The 25,546-nt window shown below is 71.7% G+C and carries 30 protein-coding genes; 15 read left to right on the plus strand and 15 right to left on the minus strand.

Annotated elements, in window-relative coordinates:
- The first annotated feature begins 25 nt into the window (after nucleotides 1–25).
- Nucleotides 26–352 carry an IS200/IS605 family transposase gene (tnpA, locus tag O7629_RS24005; RefSeq protein WP_278171955.1) on the plus strand — a complete coding sequence of 109 codons (327 nt, stop codon included), beginning with the start codon at nucleotides 26–28 and terminating at the stop codon, nucleotides 350–352.
- Between the two features lie 267 nt (nucleotides 353–619).
- Here tnpA and O7629_RS24010 read toward each other — a convergent pair whose 3' ends face one another.
- Both O7629_RS24010 and O7629_RS24015 read right to left on the minus strand, forming a co-directional pair.
- Nucleotides 620–1,258: a hypothetical protein gene (locus tag O7629_RS24010; RefSeq protein ID WP_278171957.1), complete on the minus strand. Its 639-nt coding sequence runs from the start codon at nucleotides 1,256–1,258 to the stop codon at nucleotides 620–622.
- Between the two features lie 55 nt (nucleotides 1,259–1,313).
- Nucleotides 1,314–2,225: an oxidoreductase gene (locus O7629_RS24015; protein WP_278171958.1), complete on the minus strand. Its 912-nt coding sequence runs from the start codon at nucleotides 2,223–2,225 to the stop codon at nucleotides 1,314–1,316.
- Between the two features lie 62 nt (nucleotides 2,226–2,287).
- On the opposite strand from O7629_RS24015, the gene O7629_RS24020 reads away from it, so the two are divergent.
- Nucleotides 2,288–2,872 carry a TetR/AcrR family transcriptional regulator gene (locus O7629_RS24020; RefSeq protein WP_278171960.1) on the plus strand — a complete coding sequence of 195 codons (585 nt, stop codon included), beginning with the start codon at nucleotides 2,288–2,290 and terminating at the stop codon, nucleotides 2,870–2,872.
- Nucleotides 2,873–2,875: 3 nt separating this feature from the next.
- Here the strand turns inward: O7629_RS24020 and O7629_RS24025 are convergent, their stop codons facing one another.
- A complete protein-coding gene (locus O7629_RS24025; RefSeq protein WP_278171961.1) occupies nucleotides 2,876–3,838 on the minus strand; it encodes an aldo/keto reductase in 963 nt (320 codons plus the stop codon).
- A gap of 55 nt (nucleotides 3,839–3,893) precedes the next feature.
- Between O7629_RS24025 and O7629_RS24030 the strand changes: the two genes are divergently transcribed.
- The 6 genes from O7629_RS24030 to O7629_RS24055 all read left to right on the plus strand — a co-directional run bounded on the left by O7629_RS24030 (nucleotide 3,894) and on the right by O7629_RS24055 (nucleotide 7,809).
- Nucleotides 3,894–4,274, plus strand: coding sequence for a MerR family transcriptional regulator (locus tag O7629_RS24030; RefSeq protein WP_278171964.1), 381 nt, complete (start codon nucleotides 3,894–3,896; stop codon nucleotides 4,272–4,274).
- 70 nt (nucleotides 4,275–4,344) lie between these two features.
- Complete coding sequence (locus O7629_RS24035) at nucleotides 4,345–4,878, plus strand: DUF6244 family protein (protein WP_278171965.1); 534 nt, start codon at nucleotides 4,345–4,347, stop codon at nucleotides 4,876–4,878.
- Nucleotides 4,879–5,053: 175 nt separating this feature from the next.
- Complete coding sequence (locus O7629_RS24040) at nucleotides 5,054–6,274, plus strand: hypothetical protein (protein ID WP_278171967.1); 1,221 nt, start codon at nucleotides 5,054–5,056, stop codon at nucleotides 6,272–6,274.
- Complete coding sequence (locus O7629_RS24045) at nucleotides 6,271–6,966, plus strand: hypothetical protein (RefSeq protein WP_278171969.1); 696 nt, start codon at nucleotides 6,271–6,273, stop codon at nucleotides 6,964–6,966. Before O7629_RS24040 ends, O7629_RS24045 begins: the two co-directional genes overlap by 4 nt.
- 64 nt (nucleotides 6,967–7,030) lie before the next feature.
- Nucleotides 7,031–7,306, plus strand: a complete 276-nt coding sequence (locus tag O7629_RS24050; RefSeq protein WP_278171971.1) for a type II toxin-antitoxin system Phd/YefM family antitoxin — start codon at nucleotides 7,031–7,033, stop codon at nucleotides 7,304–7,306.
- A 107-nt stretch (nucleotides 7,307–7,413) separates the two neighbouring features.
- Entirely contained in the window at nucleotides 7,414–7,809 is a 396-nt protein-coding gene (locus O7629_RS24055) for a DUF805 domain-containing protein (RefSeq protein WP_278171972.1), read from the plus strand.
- 99 nt (nucleotides 7,810–7,908) lie between these two features.
- Here O7629_RS24055 and O7629_RS24060 read toward each other — a convergent pair whose 3' ends face one another.
- The 3 genes from O7629_RS24060 to O7629_RS24070 form a co-directional block, all read right to left on the minus strand.
- On the minus strand, nucleotides 7,909–8,169 hold the full coding sequence (locus O7629_RS24060; RefSeq protein ID WP_278171974.1) for a DUF397 domain-containing protein: 261 nt from the start codon (nucleotides 8,167–8,169) through the stop codon (nucleotides 7,909–7,911).
- Nucleotides 8,166–9,038, minus strand: a complete 873-nt coding sequence (locus tag O7629_RS24065) for a helix-turn-helix transcriptional regulator (RefSeq protein WP_278171976.1) — start codon at nucleotides 9,036–9,038, stop codon at nucleotides 8,166–8,168. Before O7629_RS24065 ends, O7629_RS24060 begins: the two co-directional genes overlap by 4 nt.
- A gap of 255 nt (nucleotides 9,039–9,293) precedes the next feature.
- A complete protein-coding gene (locus tag O7629_RS24070; RefSeq protein ID WP_278171978.1) occupies nucleotides 9,294–9,452 on the minus strand; it encodes a hypothetical protein in 159 nt (52 codons plus the stop codon).
- A 218-nt stretch (nucleotides 9,453–9,670) separates the two neighbouring features.
- Between O7629_RS24070 and O7629_RS24075 the strand changes: the two genes are divergently transcribed.
- Nucleotides 9,671–10,141 (plus strand): hypothetical protein, encoded by a 471-nt coding sequence (locus O7629_RS24075; RefSeq protein WP_278171980.1) that lies wholly within the window; start codon nucleotides 9,671–9,673, stop codon nucleotides 10,139–10,141.
- Nucleotides 10,142–10,420: 279 nt separating this feature from the next.
- Here O7629_RS24075 and fahA read toward each other — a convergent pair whose 3' ends face one another.
- Nucleotides 10,421–11,692, minus strand: a complete 1,272-nt coding sequence (fahA, locus tag O7629_RS24080; protein WP_278171983.1) for a fumarylacetoacetase — start codon at nucleotides 11,690–11,692, stop codon at nucleotides 10,421–10,423.
- Nucleotides 11,689–12,546, minus strand: a complete 858-nt coding sequence (locus O7629_RS24085) for a hypothetical protein (RefSeq protein WP_278171985.1) — start codon at nucleotides 12,544–12,546, stop codon at nucleotides 11,689–11,691. Before O7629_RS24085 ends, fahA begins: the two co-directional genes overlap by 4 nt.
- Nucleotides 12,547–12,640: 94 nt before the next feature.
- On the opposite strand from O7629_RS24085, the gene O7629_RS24090 reads away from it, so the two are divergent.
- Nucleotides 12,641–13,810 (plus strand): homogentisate 1,2-dioxygenase domain-containing protein, encoded by a 1,170-nt coding sequence (locus O7629_RS24090; protein WP_278171986.1) that lies wholly within the window; start codon nucleotides 12,641–12,643, stop codon nucleotides 13,808–13,810.
- 42 nt (nucleotides 13,811–13,852) lie between these two features.
- Here the strand turns inward: O7629_RS24090 and O7629_RS24095 are convergent, their stop codons facing one another.
- The 4 genes from O7629_RS24095 to O7629_RS24110 are packed head-to-tail and all read right to left on the minus strand — an operon-like array spanning nucleotide 13,853 to nucleotide 16,857.
- Nucleotides 13,853–15,073 carry a tetratricopeptide repeat protein gene (locus O7629_RS24095; protein WP_278171988.1) on the minus strand — a complete coding sequence of 407 codons (1,221 nt, stop codon included), beginning with the start codon at nucleotides 15,071–15,073 and terminating at the stop codon, nucleotides 13,853–13,855.
- Nucleotides 15,074–15,082: 9 nt separating this feature from the next.
- Entirely contained in the window at nucleotides 15,083–15,568 is a 486-nt protein-coding gene (gene ispF, locus O7629_RS24100) for a 2-C-methyl-D-erythritol 2,4-cyclodiphosphate synthase (RefSeq protein ID WP_278171990.1), read from the minus strand.
- 25 nt (nucleotides 15,569–15,593) lie between these two features.
- Entirely contained in the window at nucleotides 15,594–16,319 is a 726-nt protein-coding gene (gene ispD / locus O7629_RS24105) for a 2-C-methyl-D-erythritol 4-phosphate cytidylyltransferase (RefSeq protein WP_278171992.1), read from the minus strand.
- Nucleotides 16,320–16,371: 52 nt separating this feature from the next.
- Nucleotides 16,372–16,857, minus strand: a complete 486-nt coding sequence (locus tag O7629_RS24110; protein ID WP_123603804.1) for a CarD family transcriptional regulator — start codon at nucleotides 16,855–16,857, stop codon at nucleotides 16,372–16,374.
- Between the two features lie 328 nt (nucleotides 16,858–17,185).
- Between O7629_RS24110 and O7629_RS24115 the strand changes: the two genes are divergently transcribed.
- Complete coding sequence (locus tag O7629_RS24115; RefSeq protein WP_278171994.1) at nucleotides 17,186–17,971, plus strand: hypothetical protein; 786 nt, start codon at nucleotides 17,186–17,188, stop codon at nucleotides 17,969–17,971.
- Nucleotides 17,972–18,057: 86 nt separating this feature from the next.
- Here the strand turns inward: O7629_RS24115 and O7629_RS24120 are convergent, their stop codons facing one another.
- Genes O7629_RS24120 through O7629_RS24130 form a run of 3 tightly spaced genes read right to left on the minus strand, consistent with a single transcriptional unit; the run spans nucleotide 18,058 to nucleotide 21,122 of the window.
- A complete protein-coding gene (locus O7629_RS24120; RefSeq protein ID WP_278171996.1) occupies nucleotides 18,058–19,155 on the minus strand; it encodes a type III polyketide synthase in 1,098 nt (365 codons plus the stop codon).
- A 17-nt stretch (nucleotides 19,156–19,172) separates the two neighbouring features.
- A complete protein-coding gene (locus tag O7629_RS24125; RefSeq protein WP_278171998.1) occupies nucleotides 19,173–20,342 on the minus strand; it encodes an acyl-CoA dehydrogenase family protein in 1,170 nt (389 codons plus the stop codon).
- Nucleotides 20,343–20,384: 42 nt separating this feature from the next.
- Entirely contained in the window at nucleotides 20,385–21,122 is a 738-nt protein-coding gene (locus tag O7629_RS24130) for a methyltransferase domain-containing protein (protein WP_278172000.1), read from the minus strand.
- 47 nt (nucleotides 21,123–21,169) lie between these two features.
- Between O7629_RS24130 and O7629_RS24135 the strand changes: the two genes are divergently transcribed.
- The 4 genes from O7629_RS24135 (at nucleotide 21,170) to disA (ending at nucleotide 25,529) form a co-directional block, all read left to right on the plus strand.
- Nucleotides 21,170–22,009: a UbiA family prenyltransferase gene (locus O7629_RS24135; protein WP_278172002.1), complete on the plus strand. Its 840-nt coding sequence runs from the start codon at nucleotides 21,170–21,172 to the stop codon at nucleotides 22,007–22,009.
- Between the two features lie 111 nt (nucleotides 22,010–22,120).
- Nucleotides 22,121–22,774 carry a hypothetical protein gene (locus tag O7629_RS24140; protein WP_278172004.1) on the plus strand — a complete coding sequence of 218 codons (654 nt, stop codon included), beginning with the start codon at nucleotides 22,121–22,123 and terminating at the stop codon, nucleotides 22,772–22,774.
- Between the two features lie 11 nt (nucleotides 22,775–22,785).
- Complete coding sequence (gene radA / locus O7629_RS24145; protein ID WP_278174661.1) at nucleotides 22,786–24,243, plus strand: DNA repair protein RadA; 1,458 nt, start codon at nucleotides 22,786–22,788, stop codon at nucleotides 24,241–24,243.
- A gap of 182 nt (nucleotides 24,244–24,425) precedes the next feature.
- Complete coding sequence (gene disA / locus O7629_RS24150; RefSeq protein WP_278174662.1) at nucleotides 24,426–25,529, plus strand: DNA integrity scanning diadenylate cyclase DisA; 1,104 nt, start codon at nucleotides 24,426–24,428, stop codon at nucleotides 25,527–25,529.
- Nucleotides 25,530–25,546 lie beyond the last annotated feature (17 nt).

The following is a 25,546-nucleotide window of genomic DNA, read 5'->3' on the forward strand; positions in this document are numbered from 1 at the left end:
GAACCACACGATATCATGTTGGTCTATGGCAAAATTTGAGGCTATCCGTACCGGCAGGCACTGCGTCTTCGCGATGCATGTTCATTTCGAGGCCGAACTGGTCGAGTTCAACGGCGGCCACAACCACGTCCACCTGCTGGTCGACCACCCACCCAAAGTCGCCGTCGCCCGCTTGGTCAACTCACTCAAGGGCGTCTCGTCGCGCCGCCCGCGGCAGGAGTTCCCCAACCTCGCACGCCACTACCACCGGACCAACAAGCTCTGGTCGGGCTCGTACTTCGCCGGCTCCGTCGGCGGCGCACCACCAAGCATCGTGCAGCAGTACATCGAGCGGCAGAACCGGCCAGGTTAGAGCACTGCTCGGACCCCAGCGCGGGCCTTCACCCCCGGCCTGAAGGCCGGAGCACTGGCCCGCATTCCGGTAGCCCGCGTGGCAAGCGAGCCGGGCCGGGGCACGCACGTCACGGTACGCATCCCAGCCCAGCCACCCGGCACACTCCCACACGCAGCGTCACCTCTCTGGGTAGGGGTACCGGTTCAGTCTTGATGCCACAGGTGCATCAAGATGCACCTGTGGCATCAGAGCGTGAGAGGCACCATGGGGTACCCGGGTCACCGGTCAGCCCTCGATGAACGCCTCCGCTTCACATTCCTCGATCTCGTTACCGGGCGGCAGCCCGTCGTTGAGCATCAGACTGTCACCCTCGGCGTAGGCGTCGACCCCTCGGTCCTGCAGGCACTTCACCCAGACCTGCAGCTTGTCGCGGTACGTCGGGTCGAGCCGCATGGACCGTTCCCACAGCTCTTCGGGCTCCAGCGAGGCGCACGCCTCGGCGGCCTTGCGCGCCGCGGCCTGTTCCTCTGCGGACTCGGGACCAGCGGCCGCCATCGGCGAATCGCCACCGCCCTCCGGCACCCTGGCCGGCTTGGGTAGCCCGTTGTCCTCCAGACACCGCTGGTAGACGTCGTACAGGCGTTGCTCCTCCTCCGGCGACGTGTCGGGGCGGATCAAGGGGCGTTCGGCCGGCGGCGACGGCGACGCGTCCGGTGCGGTGCTGCCCACGATCGACGCGACGCCACTGTCTCCGGTCGAGCCGGAGGCACCGGTCGCCGTACCGCCGGCGGCAGCCGGGTCCTGGCCGTCGCCGCCGCACGCGGTCAGCAGCCCGATCACCGTCACGGCCAGCGCGACCGCCAGCGGGGCGGACCGGCGGCCTGATCGGATGCCGGACCGGCGGGGGTGTCGAAATGTCGTCATGCGAGCGAGGTTGCCGAGCAACCGTCAGGATCCTGTCAGCACCGTCTGGGCCACATCAGCGGAGATGCTGCCCACCGCCGGCCGCGCTAGGGGCGAGCGGGAAGGCCACGCCGGTCAGCTCCTCGGAAGCCGTCCAGAGTCGGCGGGCCAGCGCTTCGTCGCGGGCGGCCGACGATCGGCCGACGAGTTTGGGCGCGCCACGGATCTCCCCAAGGCCACCCGGTCCGGCGTAGCTGCCGCCGGGGACATCCGCCACCGCCGCGTAGAGCGTGGGCAGCGCGCCGCCGTCGTCGCTCTGCCCGAGCGCCTTGAAGAACGCCGTACGCAACCGCTGAAGTGGGCGGCGTTGGTGCTCGAGGAGGTTGGTGGTCGCCATGCCAGGGTGCGCGGCGGTGGCCAGTACCGGCGAGCCCACCTCGGTCAGGCGACGGTGCAGTTCTGCGGTGAACAGCAGGTTCGCCAGCTTCGACTGGGCGTACGCCGGAAAGGCCCGGTAGCGGCGACGGTGCCAGTTGGGGTCGTCGAAGTCGATCCTGCCCGCGCGGTGGCCGCTCGAGGAGACGGTGACGACCCGTTGGCGGATCCGGGGCAGCAGCAGGTTGGTGAGCGCGAAGTGTCCCAGATGGTTGATGCCGAACTGCAGCTCGAATCCGTCGGCCGTGCGGCCCAGCGGCGGGATCATCACCCCGGCGTTGTTGATCAGCACGTCGACTGGCTCGGTGGACTTCTCGGCGAAGGCGCGGACCGAGGCGAGGTCGGCGAGGTCGAGGCGGCGCACGACCACGTCACCGGTCATCGTCGCGGCGGCGGCGCGGCCCTTGGCGGGGTCGCGGACGGCGAGCACGACCCGCGCGCCCCGGGCGGCGAGTACGCGGGCGGCGGCGCGACCGATGCCGCTGTTGCCCCCGGTGACGACGACGGTTCGGCCGGCCTGGTCGGGGATCCCGGCAGCGGTGAATGTTGTCATGGGAAACAATGTAGTCAGCGACAACAATGCTGTCAACGACAACATTGGGTTAGGGTGGGCCTGTGCCTGCGTACCACCACGGAAACCTGCGGACGACGCTGCTCGCCGCCGCCGAACGCAGCCTGCGCCAGCACGGCGCGGGCCAGCTCTCACTGCGCGAGCTGGCCCGCGAGGCCGGCGTCAGCCACGCCGCCCCACGCCGGCACTTCGCTGACCGGCAGGCGCTGCTCGACGCGCTGGCCGAGGCCGGATTCGTCCGGCTGGGTGCCGAGCTACGCGCGGCGATCGACGCCGCCGGGGAGCAGTTCAGGCCGCGCCTGCAGGCCATGGCCGCCGCCCACCTGCGGTTCGCCACCGAGGACGCCGCGCTGCTGGAGCTGATGTTCGCCACCAAGCACCGGCCCGGCGCCGACCTGCCCGGCGAAGTCGCCGCCGCGCCGATCGAGCTGATGCAGAGCCTCATCGAGGAGGGGCAGGCACAGGGCCACCTGGCGCCGGACGATCCGGAGCGGGTGGGCGTCGTGCTGTTCGCGACCCTGCAGGGCATCGCCGCCCTGATCAACGGGAACCTGATCCCGGCCGAATCGCTCGACGGGATTCTGGAGACGGCCGTCGACCAGTTCATCCGAGGAGCACGGCCCAGCTGACCGTCAGTTGGCGACGTTCAACCGGGCGAGGTGCTCGTCGGTGAGGTCGAGCGAGACACCGTCGAGCGCCGACTCCAACTGGTACGGCTTGCTGCCGCCGAGGATCGGGCGGATGCCCTGCGCCACCAGCCAGGCCAGCACCACCTGGCCACGGGTCGCGCCGGTGTCCCGGGCGACGTCGTCGAGTGCCGCGAGCCGCCGCGCGCTGCCCGGATGGTCGTACACCGGCGGGACCGGCTTGGCCGGGTCGTCGTAGGCACCGGACAGCAGCGGCGTGTACGCCCACACCTCCATCCGGTACGCCTGCGCGATGTCCCGCTGCTCGTCGCTGAGCAGGCCGAACGGATGGACCACCCCCTCGGGCAGCGTGCCGGGGCGGGCCCGCAGATAGGTGGCGTTAAGCTGCAGGGCGTCGATCGGCCGGGCACCGGTGGCGGCGGCGTGGGCGCGGGCCCGCTCGATCCGCCAGGCCGGGTGGTTGGACGCACCGACCCGGCGTACGGCACCGGACGCGGCCAGCCCGGCGACCGCGTCGACGGTCTCCTCGATCGCGGTGGACCGGTCCTCCTGGTGCAGCCAGAGCAGGTCGACGGTGTCCACGCCGAGCCGGTCCAGGCTGCCGGCGAAGGCGTCCTCGACGGCGCGGCGGCTCAGCCCGGCCCGCACGCGCGGCCACGACCCGGCCCACAGCGGCTCGGCACCGACCTTGGTCGCGATGCGCACCCGCTGCCGTACGCCGGGGCGGGCGGCGAGCCACCGCCCGATGACCCGTTCGCTGTCGCCGCCCCGGCCGTCCTGGCTGGCCCAGAAGGCATAGCAGTCGGCGGTGTCGATCCACTCGCCGCCTCGCTCGACGAAGCGGTCGAGCAGGGCGAACGAGGTTTCCTCATCGATCCGGGTGCCGAACATCATCGCGCCCAGCACCAGCGGCGAGGCCGGTGCTGGTGTGCTGTTCTCGTACGTCATGCGTCCCACCCTGCGACTTGGAGCGCGCTCCAGGTCAAGCGGTACCGTCGGCGGTATGACGGCCTATTCACCCGCCGAGGCGGCGGCCCGGTCCGGCTTCTCGATCGACACCCTGCGCTACTACGAACGGGAGGGCATCCTGTCGCCGATCGCCCGCAACGCCAGCGGGCGCCGCGTCTACAGCGACAACGACCTGGGCATGCTCGACTTCCTGCGCTGCCTGCGGGACACCGGGATGCCGATCGAACGGCTACGCCGCTACGGCGAACTGTGCCGTGACCCGCAAACCATCCCGGAGCGGATCGCGCTGCTGCGCGAGCACGCGGACGCGGTCGAGCAGCAGATCGAACAGCTGCACCGCTGGCGGGCCCGCCTCGGCGACAAGCTCGCCTGGTACCAGGGCCAGGCGGCGGACACGACCGCAGCCGAGGGCTAGTCTGCCGGCTTTTCCGCCGACCACCCCGCACCATTGGAACAGCAGGTCAAACGGGGTGAGGAGAGCGATTGTGGCAGCACCGGTGGACAGCGTCGGCAAGGATCTGCAGGCGATGCGGGCGGGCGTCGAACGGGCCCGGACGGCCGCAGCGGCGGCCCAGCACGAGGCCGAGCGGGTCGCCGGTCAGGCGGCGGCCGGCGGCTTCAGCGGCATCGTGGCCGGCATGATCCAGGTACGCAACACGCTGAAGGAACTGCAGGCCGGGCTGACCGGGGTCACCGGCAGGCTCGACGAAGCGGCGGCCACGGTGGTGCCGGTGCCGAGGGAGCCGTCACCGGCGGAGGTGCTGGCCACGCTGGGTCGGGCCGGCGACAAGCTGCGCGCCGTCCAGGACGGGATCGGCGCGGCCACCGCCAAGGCCGACGAGGCGGCGACGCTGGTGGCGCGGGTGCTGGCCGGCGGCGACCCGGCCCAGCTGCTCGGGGCGCTCGGCACCGTCAAGGAGACCTTGGCGGCGGTACGGCAGCGGGCCGGCACCGTCGACGAGTCGCTGACCGCTGCCGCCGCCACCGCCCGCCGGGTCGGCGCGAACCCGGGCAGCTGACGGTCGGCCGCCGTCGATACTCGGCCGCCGTTGACGTTCAGCCGCCGCCATCCGGCCGTTCCGCTGCACACAGCTCGCGGGAAATGGTGTGATTTGTGCGGGTCGGCAGCCTTCGTTGGTTGCCGGCGCGGCAGGCAGCCGGCGACGTGCCGGACGGCCCCGAGAAGGAGAGGCGATGCGTTTCAACCCGCTCGAAGAAACCGGCATCCCGCTGGAAAAACAGCTACGGAGCTGGTCCGAACTGAACGTCGAGCCGTACGAACCGCACGGGGTCGATCCGTACACCCGGTGCCGGGTGATCGTGATGAACGGGATCGAGGTGGAGGCGATCACGTTCAGCCACCAGATGAACCGGCACGTCGACGACATCGAGTTACGGCAGAAGCTCGCCTACCTGCGCTACATCGAGCAACAGCAGCAGAAGGCCATCAACTGGATGATCCCCGGCCAGGAGTCGGTGCTGGAGGTCGTACTCGGGTACGAGCAGGTGGCGACCGACATCACCGCCTGGGTCGCCCGTAACGAGCCCGACCCGTACCTGCGGCAGAACTACAAGTTCGGCCTGCTGGAGGACTTCGACCACCTCTACCGCTACTCCAACCTGTACGAGCTGACCCAGGGCAAGAAGGCGGAGGCGATCGTCGACTACCTGACCGAGGTCATGCCGGGGCGGCCGACGTCGCACCACCACCGCCACCCCGAGGACAACGTCCGCAAGCACTACGACAAGCACACCGTCGATCCGCTGTCGCGGATGCACGCCATCACCATCACGGCCGCCGAGCAGCAGACGATGAACTACTACATGAACGTGGGTCCGGAGTTCGTCGAGCCGATCGCCCGGGGTCTCTACCTGGAGATCGCGATGGTGGAAGAGGAACACGTCACGCAGTACGAGTCGATGCTCGACCCGGCGGAGAGCTGGCTGGAGCAGCTCGTCCACCACGAGTACAACGAGTGCTACATGTACTGGTCGTTCGCCCAGGACGAGGACGACCGCCGGATCAAGCAGGTCTGGGAGCTGAACCTGGCGATGGAGATCGAGCAGCTCAAGGTGGCGGCCGACCTGCTGCGCCGGTACGACGGCCGAGAGCCGGAGCAGATCCTCCCCGCCGAGATGCCCCAGCCGACGAAGTTCCAGCCGAACAAGGACTTCATCCGCGAGGTGATCGCCGAACAGGTGGACATCACCACGTTCGGCACCGGTTTCGTCGCCGAGTGGCCGGAGCGCTACATCAAGCACATGGCGACGGTCAACGCCGGTGGCGCACCCAGTGAGCAGGTCATCGACGAGAACGCGCAGCGCAACGGCCGCGAGTACCGCAATATCACCGACGGCCCGTACCCGGCCGAGCAGTACGCCCGCGAAAAGGTCCGAGAGGAGGTCGTGCGATGACGCGCAGTGCCGTACGTACCGAGACCGGCGCGATGATCAAACCCGGCCCGATGGTGACGGTCACGCCGGAGCGGGCGGTGGACGACGACCGACTCGCCACCTTCGCCACTGGCAGTGGTCTGAACGGCCCGTTCCTGGCCGACCAGCTCTCCGCGTGGACGACCCACGACCTGATGGGGGTCCACCTGTTCGCCATGCTGACCCGGCGCACCCCCAACCCGATCCTGGCCGGACTGTACGGCCGGCTCAGGACATCGGCCAGCGAGCGGGTGCAGACCTGGGAGGCGCTGATCGGCGAGCTGGGCGGCATGCCCAAGTACGTCAGTCCGACCGCCCGGATGACCGGCGGCATGGACGAGAAGATCATCTCGTCGTTCCTGCTGAGCGGCTCCGGTGACGAGCTGACCTTCGAGACGGCCGGGCTCAATGCCGCGTTCGCCGCCCTGTCACTCGGCGTGCTCAACGCGCAGTCGCTGACGAACTGCGCGGAGAAGGCCGACGACGGCCAGGCCAAACAGGTGATGCAGGCCGCCGCCACCCGGCTCGACGGGTCGGCGCAGGAGGGCCTGTCCGAGGTCGAGAAGGCGTTGAGCGCCAGCATGCTCCTACAGCTCAGCAGCGGTACGGCTCAGAAGGTGATGCACGGCGTGGACAAGGCCGCCAGCAAGATCAAGAACGCGCTGCGCTCGTAGCCCGGACCCGTGGCGGGTTCGTAGCTGATAGTCAAAACTCTCACCGGCCACCAGAAAGGCTGCCGTGGAGACCATCTCGATCGCTGAGGCCAAGGCTCGAATCGCTGAACTCGCCGATCGGGTCTCCCGGCAGCACGACCGCTCCACGATCACCCACAACGGCCACGCGGACGTCATGTTGATCGCGGTAGCCGAGTACGAGTCGATGCGGGAAACGCTGGACCTGCACTGCGACAACGAAGCCCTCGCGGATCTCTGCCGGTCCAGGCAGGACTTCGCCTCGGGCGACACGTTCTCGATGGCCGAGGTCCTCGGCGAACTGGAGCGCCGTAGTTCGTAGTAACCCGGATCTCGAGTGCGTCGTGCGCTCAGGCAGGCAAGATCCACTTGTGACAGCCTCCTACCCTGAGTGTCACGGATCGCTCCGCTTGAGACGCTGGAGGCGTCATGTCGTTTACCGCTGCAGTTCGCTCGGTCCTCACCCAGTACGTCGGGTTCAGCGGACGTGCCCGCCGCTCCGAGTACTGGTGGTTCGCCCTCTTCTCTCTCCTCGTCAGCATCGTGACCTCGATCCTCGACACCGCGCTGGGCACCAACTTCGAGGACTCCACCAACGGCGTCATCGGCCTGCTCGTCAGCCTGGCGCTGTTGCTGCCGTCGTTGGCGGTCGCCGTACGCCGGCTGCACGACACCGACCGGTCCGGCTGGTGGATCCTGATCGGGCTGATCCCGATCATCGGCTGGATCGTCCTGCTGGTGTTCTACGTGCAGAACGGCACGGCCGGCTCGAACCGTTTCGGCCCCGACCCCAAGGACGTCGCCGGGTTCGGCTCAGCCGTCTGACGCCTGCGACATCGTCGACGATGTGAGGCTGAGATACCTATCAACGAGCTGGTTAGGTATCTCAGCCTCACATCGTGACGTCAACGCAGTGCCGCACGGTCAGACGGTGAGGGTGCCGGTACGGGTGGCGGTGATGAAGGCGGACCAGCTCGCCGGGGCGATCACCAGCACCGGGCCGGCCGGGTCCTTGGAGTCCCGCACGCCGACCACCCCGCCCAACTCGTCGGCCACCTCGACGCACTGGCCCTGGTCGTTGGAGCGGCTGCTCTTGCGCCAAGTGGCGTCGGCCACCTCGACGCAGTGGCCCTGGGCATTGGAACGGGTGCTCTTCCGCCAGGTGGCGGTGGACAGGTCGATCATGACTCGTACTCCTTTGCGGTCCGGGCGAGGAGGTCACGTGTCGCGGCCTGACCGAGCGCGGCGGCCGTCAGGTCACCGAAGGCCATCGTATAAGAATCGGCTTCATTAGGGCGGTCCAAATAGAGCGCGCCGGTGAGGCCCTCGACGTAGATGGTGGTCGGCTCCAGCTCGGCGGGGAAGTCGAGCATCACAAAGCTGCCGGTCAGAGATCCGCTGTGGACACCGGCGCTGAACGGGATCAGTCGGATCGAGACGTTCGGCAGTTCGTCGACCTGGATTAGCCGGCGCAGCTGGGCGGCCATCACCGCCCCGGAGCCGACCGGGCGACGGATTGCTGCCTCGTCCAGCAGGATGTCGAACCGGGGTAGATGCGGCTCCATCCGGGTGAGCAGCTTTGCACGCTGCAGCCGTGCCGCCACCCGCTGCTCGATGACCTCGGGCGACAGGCGCAGCGGGTTGCGCGTGAACACCTCGGTCGCGTACTCGCGGGTCTGCAATGGGCCGGAGATGAGGTCGACGTGGTACTCGCGGAGGTGGGAGGCGGCCTCCTCCAGGCCGATGAACAGCTCGAACCATGACGGGATGCTGGCGTAGTCGTGCCACCAGCCCTTCTCCTTGGTCTTCGGGGCCAGCGCGGCCAGCGCCTCGATGGTCTGCAGGTCCGCGCCGTACAGCTCGCAGAGCAGCACCACATCCTCGGCGCGGATCGGCACCTCGCCCCGCTCCATCCGCAGCAGCTTGGTCGCCGACCAGTCCAGCTCCCGGGCAGCCGTGGTCTGCGGGACCCGGGCCAGCCGCTCACGCAGCCGACGCAGCTCCCGACCGAGCTGGCGTCGCGGGACCGACGAGTTCAACAGAGCCGAGGACATTGGTGCCACCTCCTGGAATTGATCACCTGCGGATTGATCATGCACGTCTGGCAGGTCAACTCTCGGTCGACCGAGGTCTATTCGACTGACTGGCCATATCTCTACCACATGGCCCCGACACTGTTGCGTTGGCGCAGATTGACCGACAGACTCTTCTTCGTTCGGGAACGGGATCGAAGCGCCGCAAATCGGCGCTGACCTTTCGTCGACGAATACGGCATGACCGATCGGTGGGCCGGCAAACCATCCGAACGGTCAGCGCCGTTCTCCCCAATCAGGCGTGGCGGCCGGCACGGCACCCCCGAGCCGTCCGGCCGCCACGCCGCCGGAGAAACCCCAGCTCACCACGCTTACGCGAGAGGGTGAAGCGATGTCGTCGATCGGCTTCGGGATCGCCATGACGAGCTCCGCCATGATCGGATTTCTCGCCGGTCTGCTGAGCTTCAAGGTGAAGAGTCGCTGGTGTCCGGACTGCGGAGCGATGACCTACCCGCAGCCGCCACCCCCGCCGACGTAGACCCCAACGCCGCAGCACCGCCGACCTGCGTGCAATTTCCACGGCGGCCGGTGAAACAACAGACCAGCAATCTCGGACGACTATCTCGGACGGCAATACTGACGCGAGGAGAATCATGGCGTACCGAAATGACAAGCCCGACCGGTTCACCCGCCGGCCGCAGCCGTCGGAACAGATCAATCGACGGCCCACAGCGGGCCGCCCGCCGCTGCCGAGCCGGGTGCCCGGCGAGACCGACATCGACGCCGACCCGCGCTTCAACCTGGTCGGGGCGCGCGGTGTCGCCCCGGCACCCCGCGACGGCGGGCACGACCGGATCGACAGCGAGCCCGACCGGGCCGACGACGGGCCCGGTCACGCCGCTGACGACGGGCCGCCGCCGGACGGCGACCTGGCGCTGGTCGCCAAGATCGCCAAGCGGATGGCCGAGCGGCACATGCCGGACCGGACCGGCGGCTGCCGGCACTGCGGAGGCACGTACTGCGAACTGTTCCTGGAGGCGCTCGCGGTGCTGGACCGACGCGACCCGGCCGCCGCCCGACGGATCCGGGCCGTCCTGCAGTACGCCGGCCTCACCCCACCCTGACCGGCACCGCCCTGACCCGCACCGCCCTGACCCGCACCATCCTGGCCGAGCACCGCCCTGGCCACGCCCGGCGAACACCGCCGGCGCTGGCTCACGCCTCGGTGTCCTCCGTGATCCGCCCGTCGCGGACCTGGACGACGCGGCCACAGCGAGCGGCCAGCCTGGATCGTGGGTCGCGATGTGAGGCTGAGATACCTATCGGCGAGTGGGATAGGTATCTCAGCCTCACATCGTGACGTCTGCCGGGATGGTGACAGAGGCGGCGGTGGCTCGACCGGATCAGGCGGCGGGCGCGACGGTGCCGGTGACCTCGCCGAAGCCGATCGTCGTGCCGGCCGGGCCGGGGGCGGTGGCGGTGATGACGACGGTGTCGCCGTCTTCGAGGAAGGTCCGCTCGGACCCGTCGTCCAGTTTGATCGGCTCGGTGCCACCCCAGGTCAACTCCAGGAACGAGCCGACCTGGTCACGCCGGGCCCCGGAGACGGTGCCGGAGGCGTAGAGGTCGCCGGTGCGCAGCGACGCGCCGTTGACGGTCAGGTGCGCCAACTGCTGCGCCGGGGTCCAGTACATGCCGGCGAACGGCGGCTCGCTGACCCGGGTGCCGTTCCACTCGACGACGATCGACAGGTCCAGGCCGCGCCGTGACGACTCAGCGAGGTACGGCAACACCGGCGGGTCCTGCGCCGGGGCCGGCACCCAGGCGTGGTCGAGGGCTTCCAGCGGCACCACCCACGGGCCGACCGAGGTGGCGAACGACTTACCCAGGAACGGGCCGAGCGGCTGGTACTCCCAGGCCTGGATGTCGCGGGCCGACCAGTCGTTGACCAGGGTCACCCCGAACACGTGGTCGGCGAACCGGTCGGTCGGCACCGGGTCGCCGAGCGCGGTCGGCACCCCGACGACGAAGCCGACCTCGGCTTCGATGTCGAGCCGGCGGGACGGGCCGAAGACCGGGCCGTCGGAGCTGCGCCGCTGCCCGCTGGGGCGCACGATCGGCGTACCGGAGACGACGACGGTGCCGGCCCGGCCGTGGTAGCCGATCGGCAGGTGCCGCCAGTTGGGGGTGAGCAGCGGCTGGCCTGGGCGGAAGATCTGTCCGACGTTGCTGGCGTGCTGCTCGGACGAGTAGAAGTCGACGTAGTCGCCGACCGCGAACGGCAGCACCAGGTCCACCTCGGACAGCGGGATCAGCAGCGGCTCGACGGCGGCCCGGTGCTCGGTCTCGGTGAGCAGCTCGACGATCCGCCGCCGCACCGTCGTCCACTGTGCCCGACCAAGGGCCAGGAAGGCGTTGAGGTTCGGCTCGCACAGGGCGCCGCCGGCGAGGATCAGGTCGGCATCCTCCGCGCCGCGCAGGTCGAGCACGAAATCGGCGATCCGTACGCCGAGCCGCCGCTCACCGCCGCCGGACGCGCCGCTGCCGGACGCGCCGCTGCCGGACGCGCCGCCGTCGGGCGAGCCGGCCGCACCCCGGCGGCGGAAGGCACCGTACGGCAGGGTCTGCACCCCGTACGGTGAGCCGTCGGCACCAGGCACCCAGCAGGTCGTCACGCGAATCCTCCGTTGATCAGCCCCAGCCGGACCAGGTCGGTCAGCGGGTCGGTGATGCTGCACGACCCGAAACCTACCCAGAGCGGCCGGTCGGCACCGCCGCGCGTGCGGGCCGGCTCGATCAGCCGGGCGGCGTCGGTGGTGGCGAGCAGTTCGGCGACCTCGGCGACCTCCGCGCCCTCGGCGGCGATGATCGTGGCGGCGAGCACGTTGAGGAAGCCGTGGTGGGTGAAGCCGGTCTCCGGGTCGGTGTCGCGGATGGCGTGGTGCAGGCCGGCGGTCAGTTTGAACGGCAGCGCCCGGTCCCGGCAGGCGCAGATGACGGCGGCCAGCTCGACCGGGGTAGGGAACAGTTCGGCGGCCAGCCCGCCGGTGCGGAACTTGGCGGCGACGTCGACGCCGCCGGCCCGCGCCTCGGCGAGGCTGTCCAGGGCGGCGAGCAGCCCCCAGGTGAGCGGCACCTCCGCGTACCCGCTGATCTTGGGCCAGCCGGCCAGGGCGGTGAGCAGCGCGCGCAGGCCGGGCTGCGGGTCCTCGCCGCGCTTGGCGACGGCGACCTCGACCTGCCGGGGCCGGATCCGGTCGGTCGGCAGCGCTTCGACGGCGGCCGGCAGCGCGGCCACGCCGGTGTCGCCGATCAGGCCGATCTCCAGCTCGTCGCCGGGCCCGACCAGTCGCCGCGCCGCGCCGATCTCGGACGCGGGCAGCAGGAACGGGCCGACCAGGTCGGTGTACCAGGCGGTGCGGTGGCCGCGGTGCGCGGTGATCGCGTCGGGCAGGTCGGCGTTGCCCGGCGGGAAGACCGCGGCGTCGTCGACAAGGCCGGTGAAGATCCTGGGTACCTGCATTGACACGCCTTCGAACCTAGTGGATTCTACGATTAACGGACAACAGCGTCCGATTATCGGACGCTTTCGCCCGGTCAACGGGGAGATACGGAGGGTAATGATGCCCTACTACCGCAGCGTTGGCGAGATCCCCCGCAAGCGCCACACCCAGTTCCGCCAGCCCGACGGCACCCTGTACGCCGAGGAGCTGATGGGCCAGGAGGGCTTCTCCGCCGACTCGTCCCTGCTCTACCACCGGCACCTGCCGACCGCCATCGTCGCCGCCGAGTCGTACGACCCGCCGCCGACGCGCCGGCTGCCGAACCGCCCGCTCACCCCACGGCACCTGCGCACCCACAAGCTGGACACCGGCCACACCGACGCCGTCCTCGGCCGGCAACCGCTGCTCGCCAACGACGACGTGCGCATCTCGTACGTCGTCGCCGACCGGCCGTCCCCGCTGTACCGCAACGCCACCGGCGACGAGTGCCTGTACGTCGAGTCCGGTGCCGCCCGCGTCGAGTCCAGCTTCGGGGTGCTCGGCGTCACCTCCGGCGACTACGTGATCATCCCGACGTCGGTGGTGCACCGGATCGTGCCCGTCGACGACGTGCCGCTGCGGCTGCTCACCGTCGAAGCCACCGGCCACATCGGACCACCCAAGCGCTACCTGTCGGTGCGCGGCCAGTTCCTGGAACACGCGCCGTACTGCGAGCGGGACATCCGTGGGCCGGGCAAACCGCTGCTGGTCGACGGCACCGACGTCGAGGTCTACGTGCGGCACCGGCAGGGCTGGACCCGGCACGTGTACGCCCACCACCCGTTCGACGTGGTCGGCTGGGACGGGCACCTCTACCCGTGGGCGTTCAGCATCTACGACTTCGAGCCGATCACCGGCCGGCTGCACCAGCCGCCGCCGGTGCACCAGACGTTCGCCGGCCCCAACTTCGTGATCTGCTCGTTCGTGCCGCGCAAGGTCGACTACCACCCGCAGGCGGTCCCGGTGCCGTACAACCACCACAACGTCGACTCCGACGAAATGCTGTTCTACACCGGCGGCAACTACGAGGCGCGGCGCGGCTCGGGCATCGAACAGGGCTCGATCTCGCTGCACCCGGCCGGGTTCACCCACGGCCCGCAGCCCGGCGCGGTCGAACGGGCGCTCGGCGCCGAGCACTTCGACGAGCTCGCCGTCATGGTCGACACCTTCCGACCGCTGGACCTCTGCGACCCGGCACTGTCCGTCGAGGACACCGGGTACGCGTGGACCTGGGCCGGAAACGCCCGCTGACCGCTGACCGGGCACGGCCTGCCCGGCTGCTGATCCGGCGCGCTACCGCTGGTCCGGTGGTCGGGCGGTGGCCTGGCGCAGCACCATGAACTGGGCGACGGCGGCCGCGACGATCGCCGACACCAGCAGCCACGGGGTGGCGATCGCCGCGTAGCAGAAGATCAGCACCGGGGCGGCGGCGGCCGCGTACACCGCCGTCGCCAGCCGGCGGTCCACCAACTGCGACACCACCTCGAGGATCCGGCCACCCGGCACCCGCCGGGCCAGCACCCAGATCAGCACGAACCCGCCGAGCGCGGCGACCACAGCCCAGCCGCGCGACGCCGCGCTGCCGGCCAGGCAGGCCACCGTCACCGCCGCGATCATGCTGTAGCCGGCCCCGATCAGCACCAGCCGGCGCAGCTCCTCCTCGGGCGTCGGCGGCCGCTCCAGCCGGGGGTCCATCGGCACCGACCCGGGCGGTGCCGGTGCCCACCGGGATGACCGGGCCGGTGCGGGCGGTGGGGGCGGTGCCATCGCGGTGGCCCGCTCGGCGAGCACCGCCAGCTCGGCGGCGTACCGCCGCTGTTCCAGGTGGATCACCCCGACGTCGTGCTGCGCCTCACCGATCAACGGGTCCAGCCGCAGCGCCTCCCCGTAGGCCCGGTGCGCCAGGTCGAACAGCTCCAGCCGGGCCCCGACCAGCCCCAGCACCAGATGTGCCTGGGCGTCCTGCGGGGCCAGCTCCACCCCGCGCCAGGCGGCGTTGAGCGCCGGCTGGCCGTTGCGCGAGCCGGCCAGGATCGCCGCCCCGCTGCGCTGGGCGTACGCGTCGTCCGGGTACGTCGCCAGCAGGTCGGTGGCGAGCCGGGCGGCGTCGGCGTACCGCCGCAGGTCGACCAGCGCCAGCCCGCGTACCACCAGCAGGGCGACCCGGTCAGGTGGGCCGGGTCGGGCAGCGGTGCCGGCACCGGCGGCCCCGTCGGCTGGTGCGGTCGGTGCTGCCTCTGCCGGTGTGGCCGTCGCTGCGGCCTCGGCCGACCACGGGTTCGGCGGCTCGTCCGCCCAGGCGTCGATCGCGGCGAGGGCCTGCTCCGGGCGGTCGGCGGCGAGATGCACCCGGGCCAGCATGATCCGGGCGGCGACGCTGTCCGGGTCGAGGGACACCGCGAAGCCGATCTCACCGGCGGCCTCGTCGTAGCGGCCCAGGTCGGCCAGCAGCCCGGCGCGCTGCAGGTAGCCGTCAACGTCGGTGGGCGGCTCGGGGGAAGACTCGCTCGACACCTGTCGAGCCTATCCGGGCGGCCCGGACGGATAGACGAGCGCGACCGCCAGGCCGGCGAGGCCTTCGCCCCGGCCGGTCAGCCCGAGCCCGTCGGTGGTGGTGCCGGAAACGGTCACCGGCGCACCGGCGGCGGCGCTGAGCAGTTGCTGTGCTTCGGCGCGCCGGGGACCGATCTTCGGCCGTACGCCGATCACCTGGATCGAGACGTTGCCGATCACGAAGCCGGCGGCGACCACCCGGCGGGCCGCCTCGGCCAGCAGGTCGACCCCGGCGGCCCCGGCCCAGCGAGGTTCGGCGACACCGAAGTTGGCGCCGAGATCACCGAGGCCGGCGGCGGAGAACAGCGCGTCGCAGGCGGCGTGCGCGGCGACGTCGCCGTCGGAGTGCCCGGCCAGCCCGGTCTCGCCCGGCCAGTGCAGGCCGGCGACCCAGCAGGCCCGGTCGGCGGCGAAGGCGTGCACGTCGGTGCCGACACCCACCCGGGGAACGATCATCGCGCTGGCTCGGTCTGCAGGACGATCATGAAGGCAGGGTACGGGTCGCCGGCTCGGTGGCGAGCAGGTGCTCGGCGATCACCAGATCGAACGGTCGGGTGATCTTCAGCGCCCGTTCCGAGCCGGGCACGCAGAGCACCGGTACGCCGAGCTTCTCCACCAGACCGGCGTCGTCGGTGTGCGGATCGACGGCGTCGGCATGCGCGGCGGCCAGCACGTCGCGCCGGAACCCCTGCGGGGTCTGCACGGCCCGCAGCGTCGACCGGTCGACGGTGGCCAGGACGGTCTCGTCGGCGTCCACCGACTTGATGGTGTCGACGACCGGGAGCACCGGGATGACGGCGTCAGCGCCGGCCCGGACCGCGGCGGCGACCGAGTCGACCAGGTCGGGTGGAGTGAGGGCGCGGGCCGCGTCGTGCACCAGGACGATCTGCGGGCCGGCGGGGACGGCGGCGAGCGCGGCGGCCACCGAGGCCTGTCGGTGTGCGCCGCCCGGCACCACGATCAGCGGCAGCCCGGCCGTGGCGGGGGCGAGCAGGTCGCGGACGGCGGCGACGTCGGCGGGTGGGGCGGCGACCACGATCACCGCGACCGAGGAGGCGGCGGCCAGTCGACGCACCGCGTGCACCAGCAGCGGTACGCCGCCGAGTGGCCGGAGTGCTTTGGGGGCGCCGGGTCCGAGCCGTACCCCGGAACCCGCCGCAGGAACGAGGACCGCGACGTCACCGCGTTGCTGGAAGTGCGCGGTCACGTCGCGGTCCTCGGTGCAGGTGGCAACAGACTATCTATGGGTGGAGAGTTGCCTACGCGTCGGTGAGCACCTTGTCGAGCAAGGTCTCTGCCTCGTCCTTGGTGCTCTTCTCCGCAAGCGCGACCTCACCGACCAGGATGTCCCTGGCCTTGGCGAGCATGCGCTTCTCGCCTGCGGACAGCCCCCGCTCCCGCTCCCGACGCCACAGGTCACGAACGACCTCGGCGACCTTGAGCGGGTTTCCGGATGCCAACTTCTCGAGGTTGGCCTTGTATCGCCGCGACCAGTTGGTCGGCTCCTCGGTGTGCGGGGCGCGGAGGACATCGAAGACCTTGCCGAGGCCTTCTTCGCCAACCACTTCGCGCACGCCGACGATCTCGGCGTTCTCGGCGGGAACTCGCACCGTCAGGTCACCCTGCGCAACCCTGAGGACGAGGTACTGCTTCTCCTCGCCCTTGATGACACGAGTCTCGATTGCCTCGATGAGTGCGGCCCCGTGGTGGGGGTAAACAACGGTCTCGCCGACACTGAAAACCATAGGTTCGAAGCCCCTTTCGCTGTGTCTAGGGTAACACGCTCAGGCACCGATGTCCCGTCACAGTCTGAGCCGTAAGCGCAGGTCAGAGGGGCTGTGAGAGGTCTTTCTCGAGCTTGACACGCAACCGCCAGTAGGTTTTGAACACGCTAAGTAACAACCAGATCAGCAGTCAGCTAACTGGTCGGACGTGCCAGATGGGACGCGTTTCGGCACTTCCAGCATATCGTCCGGCCGCTTCCCGCGCCCCGGCACTGGCGGAACCAGGTTCGTTGCGAGACCCTGATACCTAGACCCCGATCGACCCGGTGGGCGAGCGGCTGGGGGTGCTGTGGGCAGGACAGGCAACAACGGTGATGGGTGGTCGGACGGCGCCGGGGCGCCCGACGACCTGCCCGAGATCCCGCCCGAGTGGGGCCCGATCGTCATCCCGGACGATCCCGGGGCACTCGCCGAAGAAGCGGCGCAGGTCCGCCGGGAGCTGCACCGCACCCGCCGGCGGGACCACTGGCACCGGCGGTTCGGCATCCACCCCGGCGACACCGGCCGGGCCGGCGGCAGCGGGCACCGGCCACACGAGATCGCCGCCCTCCGACTGCCGTTGATCATCATGCTGGTGGCCGTCCTCGCCGCGATGATCAGCATGTTCACCGTCGCCTGGTCCGACCGGCCCCAGCCCACCGCCAGCCCGACACCGTCGACCCCCGCTCCCCTGCCCGACCGCCCGCTGCCCGCACTCGACCTGATCGACGACTCCGGCGCCTCGGTCCCGGTCCGGTCGTTGCTGCCGGCGGCGATCCTGCTCGTCGAGGGCTGTGAGTGCGCCGACCAGATCACCGCGGCGGCCGCCGCCGCCCCGGCCGGGGTCTCGGTCGTCGCGGTCACCAGCGGCGCCACCTCCCCCGGCACCCTGCCGCCGGTGCTCGCCGACAGCCTCGGCACCCACCTGCTGGCCGACCCGGCCGCCGGGATCCGCAACTTCGTCGACGTCCCGGCAACCGCCGGCACCGCCACCGCGCTGCTGGTCACCGAGACCGGCGAGGTCATCCGGCTGGTGCCGCAGGCCGACTCGGTCGAGACGTACCGCGCCGACTTAGCCCTGCTGGTCGGCCCCTGAACCCGCCCGCCGCAGCCGCTGCCCCGTCGGGGAGCGGGACCACCGCCGGGAGCGGGACCACCGCCGGATCGGGCGCGCGCGGCAGGTCAGCGGCCGAGCAGCGCGGCGTAGAGCGTCAGGCCCGGACCGAACGCCAGCATCACCACCTGACGCGGCGGCGGCCCCGCCCGCCGCAACCGGTCCAGGATCAGCAGTACGGTCGGCGACGAGCAGTTGCCGTACGCCGCCAACGTCTCCCGGGACGCCGACATCGCCGCGTCGGACAACCCCAGCTCCCGCTGCACCACGTTGAGGATCCGCGGCCCACCCGGGTGCACCGCCCAACCGTCCACCTGCGACACGGTCAGCCCGTGCCGGGCCAGCAGATCGCCGACCAGCGCCCGTACGTGCACCGACAACACCTGCGGCACCCGGGGCGACAGACCCATCCGGAAACCGAGGTCGGTCACCTCCCAGGTCATGTGGTCGGCGGTGGAGGCGTCGGTGGCCGACACGACCTCCCGTACGGCGTAGCCGCCGGGCGGCGGCGGGCCGCCGGCCCCGTCGGTCGGCGTCAGCACCACCGCCGCCGCCGCGTCGGAGAACAACGCGTGCGCCACGATCTGCTGAGTGTCCACCCGACGGGCCGGCGGCTGGATGTGCAGGCTGGTCAGCTCGGCGCAGAGCAGCAGCGCCGGCCGGCCCCGGGCGGTGACGAAATCGGCCGCCGCGCCCAACCCGGGCAGCGCCGCGTAGCAGCCCATGTGCCCGACGAACAACCGCTGGGTGTCGGCGGCCATGCCGACGTCCCGGGCCAGGATGATGTCCAGGCCGGGCGTGGCGTACCCGGTGCACGAGCAGACCACGAACAGACCGATCTCCCCGGCGGTCAGGCCGGCCTGGGTCAGCGCCCGGTCCACCGCCTCCTTACCCAGCGGCAACGCCTCGACCTGGTAGCGGCGCATCCGCCGCTCGGTCGGCCAGTCCGCGACGTCCTCCAGCAACGGGCTCACCGCCGCCTGCCGGGTGCGTACCCCGGAATTGGCGAAGATCCGCTCCGCGAGCGCCCGGGTGCCGCCGTCGTACCGCGCCGCGAAGAAGTCCCGCCACAGCTCGTCCTGGCTGGCCGACGGCGGCAACGCCACCCCGAGCCCGACCACGGCGGCCGACGACCGGCCCGCCACCGGCTCAGACCGGCCCGCCACCGGCTCCGGCGACCGGCTCACCACCGGGGTGCCGATCCGTCGCGGTCCGGGTCCCCGCCGATCGTCGCCACGCCCAGCCAGTCGGCGCAGACGTCCGACGTCGGCGGGTGCAGCGCACCGCAGCGGGCGTCCCGGTAGAGCCGTTCCAGCGGATGCCCCCGGCGGGTCGCCGAGGTCCCGGCCGCCTCCAGCATCGACGACGCCACCTCGGCCGCCGTGCCGCCGGCGACCAGTTTGGCCCGCCACACCCACTGGTTGGTCGCCGGGTCGCCCGGTTCGGCGTCCACTCGACGGGCCGCCTCCCGTACCGTCAGCAGGGCCGCGGCGGCGGCCGCGTCCGCCCGGCCGATCCGGGCCCGGACCGCCGGCAGGTGGGTCAACCCCCGCTCGGTGAGATGCTGCACCGCCGCGTCCACCGCCGCCCGGGCCACCCCGGCGTAGACCGCCGCGTAGCTGGCCACCATCCAGTGCGGCATCAGCTGGGCCACCACCAGGGCCAGCCCTTCCACCCCGCCGAGCAGGGTCCGCTGGCCGACGGTCACGTCCAGATGCAGGTCGTGCGAGCAGGTGGCCCGCATCCCGAGCGAATCCCAGCTCTGCTCCACCCGCAGGCCGGGCGTGTCCGCCGGGACCAGGAACTGCGACACCACCGACTGGTCGTCGGCGTGCCGGGCGGCGACCAGGTACCCGGAGGCATGGCCGGCCCCGGAACAGAACGCCTTGGCACCCTTGATCTGGTATCCGCCGTCCACCCGGTGGTAGACGGTGGACAGCTGGGAGAGCCGGGAGCCGGCACCCCGCTCGCTCATCGCCACCGCGTACCAGGATCCGGCTGCCGCGTCGGCGAGCAACTGGTCCCGGGCCGCCAACGCCTCGTCCGGCAGCCCCATCGCCTCGGCGAGGTTGTCGTCGACCGCGCCCAGCGCGCCGGTCACCGAGGCATGCATGTTGAACACCAGCGCGGTGGCGCCGTTGCCCCGGGACAGCTCGTACGCCACCTCGGCATAGTCGGCGAAGCCGGCACCCCGCCCGCCCAGCCGCTGCGGGACCATCAACCCGAACAGCTGCTCCTGCCGCAGGTCGGCGAAGTCCGCCACCGGGAAGGTGCCGGCCCGGTCGTGTTCACCCGCCCGCGCCGCCAACCGTGGCACCACCCGCCGCGCCGCCGCCAGTGCATCCGCAACCATTGCCGCCCCTTCCGCCGTCGACCTGCCCACCTGCTCGTCCGCTCAGCCCGCCTTGACCCCCCTGCCTTGGTAGAGCACCGAGGTGGACCAGGTCGGCACCATCCGCCGCCGGGGTTTCCAGAGTGCCCGGTCCGGAGCCGATCGGCGCAACGGCGCGCGCACCAGCCAATCGATCAGGCTGAAAACGCTCGGCCGGAGGCCGCGCACCGCCAGCCGTACGCCGTGCCGGGCGCACTCGGCGACCAGCCGCTGCGGACGGACGAACAGCGCGGGGTCGTGAATGCCGCGCGGCGCGACCGGCAGGCGTTCGCCCAACTCGACCGCGATCAGCCGGCTGGCCAATGTGGCGTTCAGGGTGTCCAGCACCAGCAGCCCGCCGGGCCGCAGCACCCGGCACGCCTCGGCGACCGCCGCCGACAGATCCGGTACGTGCTCCAGCAGCTCCCCGGCGGAGACCACGTCGGCCACCCGGTCGGCCAGCGGCAGCCGGGTCGCGTCACCGCGTACCGGCTCGACACCGTGCCGGGCCGCCTGCCGCAGCGCCGACCCGACCAGGTCGACCCCGACATGCCGGTAGCCCTTGCCGCGCAGATGAGGGGCGAGCAGACCGGCCCCGCAGCCGATGTCGACCAGCACCGCCCCGGGCCGGGCCGCAGGTGGAATCAGCCGGGCCCGCGCCTCGGCGATCCAGTGCAACATCTCGAACGCGCCGGCCGGCCGCCACCACTCGTCGGCCAGCACGTCGTACTGGCGGGGATCGTTCGGCGGCAGATCCGGCATTGACTGAGCGTGGCATGACCAGCCGGTAACGGCCACACTTGGCGGATATGTCGCGCCGCGTGTCCGCATTGATCAAGGCCAGCCACCCCGAACCGGCGGTCGCGGTCACCACCGTGACCGCCCTGCTGGCCTGGGGCGTCGGTCACCGTCCGGGCGGGATCGTGCTGGTCGCCGCCACCGTCGCGGCCACCCAGCTCGCCGTCGGCTGGACCAACGACTGGCTGGACGCCGGTCGCGACCGGCAGACCGGACGGGCCGACAAGCCGGTCGCGACCGGCGTGGTCAGTCGGCGCACGGTGGGCGTCGCCGGTCTGGCCGCCGCGCTGGCCACCCCGTTGCTGGCCGCGCCGACCGGGCTGGCGGCAACGTTGTGCATCACCGCCGCGCTGCTCAGCGCGCTGGCCTACAACTGGCCGTTGAAGTCCACCGCCGTGTCGGTGCTGCCGTACGCGTTCTCCTTCGGAGCGCTGCCAGCCTTCATCGTGCTTGCCCTGCCGGGCGCGCCCGCGCCACCGGCCTGGCTGGTCACCGCCGCCGGGCTGCTCGGCGCCGGCGCGCACTTCGCCAACGTACTGCCGGATCTGGCCGACGACGCCCGCACCGGCGTGCGGGGTCTGCCGCACCGGCTCGGGGCCACCGGTTCGGGGGTCGCGGCGGCCGGGCTGCTCTTCGCCGCCACCGTGACGCTGGTCGTCGGCCCGCCCGGGCCGCCGTCGTGGGCCGGGCTCGCCGCGGTCGCCGGCACCGCGGTCATTCTGCCGACCGGCTGGTACGCGGCCCGGCGAACCGCCCGGCGGGCCGGCCGGTCGGACGGCGTCTTCCGGGCGGTGCTGGTGGTCGCCGTGATCGACGTGGTGCTGCTGGTGGCCAGCGGCCCCGTCGGGTGAGCGCCGCCGGTCACGGATTATCGGGTCCGTGGCGGGGCGCGGATCACCGCCAACTACCCTGGAGCCGGCCTGCGCGGGGCTCGTCGCCGCGCCGTGACAAGGAGGACCGACGTGACGCCCTCGACCAGGGGACACCGCCGAGTCGCGGTGCTGTTCGCCGGCGCTGCCGTGGCCAGCGGTCTGCTGCTCAGCGGCTGCGGCACCGGCCAGATCGCGGAGACCGCGACCAAGGCGACGGCGATCAACGGAGTCAACCTCGAGTCGCCGGACGGCGCGGTGTCGGTGCGCGACCTCTCGGTGCCCTACCCCGGGGTGGAGGGCTATCCGGCCGGCGGTAGCGCGCCGGTCGAGGTCGGGCTGTTCAACAACACCAACGATCCGGTCACCGTACGGGTCAGCGCCGCCCCGGTCACCGACGAGGACTGGGCGACGGTGGTCGGGGCCGAGACGGTGGTGATCGGTGGCTCCGAGCAGACCGGGCCGACCCCGTCGCCGGAGCCGGGCACCGTCGAGGTGCCGCAGCCGGACCCGGGCCGGGACGCGATCGTGCAGCTGCCGGCCAACGGGTGGGCGCTGTTCAGCACCGACGACACCGAACCGCTGCGGGTGACCGGGCTGGCCGACCCGCTCGCCGCCGGATACTCGGTGAACCTGGCCTTCGAGTTCAGCACCGGCGGCGCGCCGCTGGTGGTCGCCGCGCCGGTGGACATGCCGCTCACCCCGGCCCCCCGGGCGCCCGCCGAGCACGACGAGGAAGAGCACTGAGCTCGCGGTCGATCCCCCGGGGCGCCGGCGGCACCGGCACGGGACGCGGTGGCACCGCGCCGCGCAGCCGGGCCGCGTCGCGTGAGCCCCGGCCCGCGTACGAATGCGACGCGTGCGGGCACCAGCCGCCCAAATGGGTGGGCCGGTGCCCGGAATGCGGCGAATGGGGATCGGTGATCGAATCGGTGGTCAGCGGCCCGGTGGTCTCCGGCCGGGTGGTCAGCACCCGGATGCCGACCGAACCGGCCCGGCCGATCGCCACCATCAGCGCCGCACCCGCCAAGGCCCGGCCGACCGGCGTCGGCGAACTCGACCGGGTGCTCGGCGGCGGCCTGGTGCCCGGCGCGGTGGTGCTGCTGGCCGGTGAGCCCGGGGTCGGCAAGTCGACCCTGCTGCTCGACGTCGCCCAGCAGTGGGCGGCCACCGCCGGCAGTCCGTCGCTGGTGGTCAGCGGCGAAGAGTCGACCAGCCAGGTACGGCTACGCGCCGAGCGGATCGGCGCACTGCACGAACGGCTCTACCTGGCGGCGGAGAGCGACCTCGGGGTGGTCCTCGGCCACCTCGACGCGGTCCGGCCGGGTCTGCTGGTGCTCGACTCGGTGCAGACCATCTCGATGCCCGGCTCGGACGGTATCCCCGGCGGCGTCACCCAGGTCCGGGCGGTCACCGCCGCGCTGGTCGCGGCGGCCAAGGAACGCAACATCGCCACCGTGCTGGTCGGCCACGTCACCAAGGACGGCCAGGTCGCCGGCCCTCGGGTGCTGGAGCACCTGGTCGACGTGGTGCTGCACTTCGAAGGCGACAAGCACTCGTCGCTGCGGATGGTACGCGGCATGAAGAACCGGTTCGGCGCGGCCGACGAGGTCGGCTGCTTCGAGATGCACGAAGGCGGCATCAGCAGTCTGCCCGACCCGTCCGGGCTGTTCCTCACCCGCTACACCGAGCCGGTCCCCGGCACCTGCGCCACGGTGGCGATGGAGGGCCGGCGGGCCCTGGTCACCGAGGTCCAGGCGCTGATCGGGGCGACCGTCGCCGGCTCGCCCCGGCGTACCGTGTCCGGGCTCGACGGTGCCCGACTGGCGATGGTGCTGGCGGTGCTGCAACGGCGTACCGAACGGCTCACCCTGCACGACCGGGAGGTGTTCGCGGCGACGGTCGGCGGCATCCGGGTGGTGGAGCCGGCCGCCGACCTCGCGGTGGCGCTGGCGGTCGCCTCCGGCGGGCTCAACCTGGCCGTCTCCCCGCAGCTGGTGGCGATCGGCGAGGTCGGGCTCACCGGTGAGGTGCGCCGGGTCGGTGCGGTCGCCCGGCGGCTGGCCGAAGCCGCCCGGCTCGGCTTCCGGTACGCACTGGTACCCCCTGGTACGGCCGGTTCCGGCAGCGACCCGATGCCGCCGAACATGCAGGTCACCGAGGTCAACGACGTACGGGCCGCGTTGCAGGCCGCAGCGCGCGCCTCAGCCGGCTGATCTGGCGCGGCAGTAACCGCGGGAGCACCCACCGCACGGCGGTCCGTAGACTGTTGCCCGTGGCGATCGACCGCGATGCGAACAAGACTGCCAGCGCCGGCACCGGTGCCGGCGCGGCCGGCCGGGTCGGTGCCGTCGGTACGCCGGCGCGCACCGGTGCCGTCGGCACCCCGGCACGCACCATCAGCGCCGGCACCTCGGCGCTGACCAGCCCGGCGGCCACCGGAGATCCGCTGCGGGCCAACCTGGCGCTGATGGCGCCCGGCACCGCGCTGCGCGACGGGCTGGAACGGATCCTGCGCGGCCGGACCGGCGCGCTGATCGTGCTCGGCTACGACAAGCAGGTCGATTCGCTGTGCACCGGGGGCTTCCCGCTCGACGTCGAGTTCTCCTCCACCCGCGTCCGCGAGCTGTGCAAGATGGACGGCGCGGTGGTGCTGTCCAGCGACGGCACCCGGATCGTCCGGGCCGCCGTGCATCTGATGCCGGACCCGTCCATTCCGACCGATGAGTCGGGCACCCGGCACCGCACCGCGGAACGGGTCGCCCGACAGACCGGCTACCCGGTGATCTCGGTCAGCCAGTCGATGCGGATCATCAGCCTCTACGTCAACGGTCAGCGGCACGTGCTGGACGACTCGGCCGCCATCCTGTCCCGGGCCAACCAGGCGTTGGCCACCCTGGAGCGGTACAAGCTGCGGCTGGACGAGGTGTCCGGCACGCTCTCCGCCCTGGAGATCGAGGACCTGGTCACCGTCCGCGACGCGGTCGCGGTGGTGCAGCGGCTGGAGATGGTCCGACGGATCGCCGACGAGATCGCCGGGTACGTGGTCGAGCTGGGCACCGACGGCCGGCTGCTGGCGCTGCAGCTCGACGAGCTGATGGCCGGCGTGGACGCCGACCGGACCCTGGTGATCCGCGACTACCTGCCCACCGTACGCAAGGCGCGAACCCTCGACGAGGCCCTGGTCGAGTTGGACCTGCTGACCGCCACCGAGCTGATCGACCTGGTCGCGGTGGCCAAGGCGATCGGGTACGCCGCCTCCACCGAGGCGCTCGACGCGGCGGTGAGCCCGCGCGGTTTCCGGCTGCTGGCAAAGGTGCCCCGGCTGCCGGTGTCGGTGGTGGACCGGCTGGTCAACCACTTCGGCAGTCTGCAACGGCTGCTCGGGGCGACGGTGGAGGACCTGCAGGCCGTCGACGGCGTCGGCGATGCTCGGGCGCGCAGCGTACGGGAAGGTCTGTCCCGGCTGGCCGAAGCGTCGATTCTGGAGCGCTACGTCTGAAGCGCCACGTCTGAAGC

This window comes from Solwaraspora sp. WMMD792, assembly GCF_029626105.1.
GTDB lineage: Bacteria > Actinomycetota > Actinomycetes > Mycobacteriales > Micromonosporaceae > Micromonospora_E.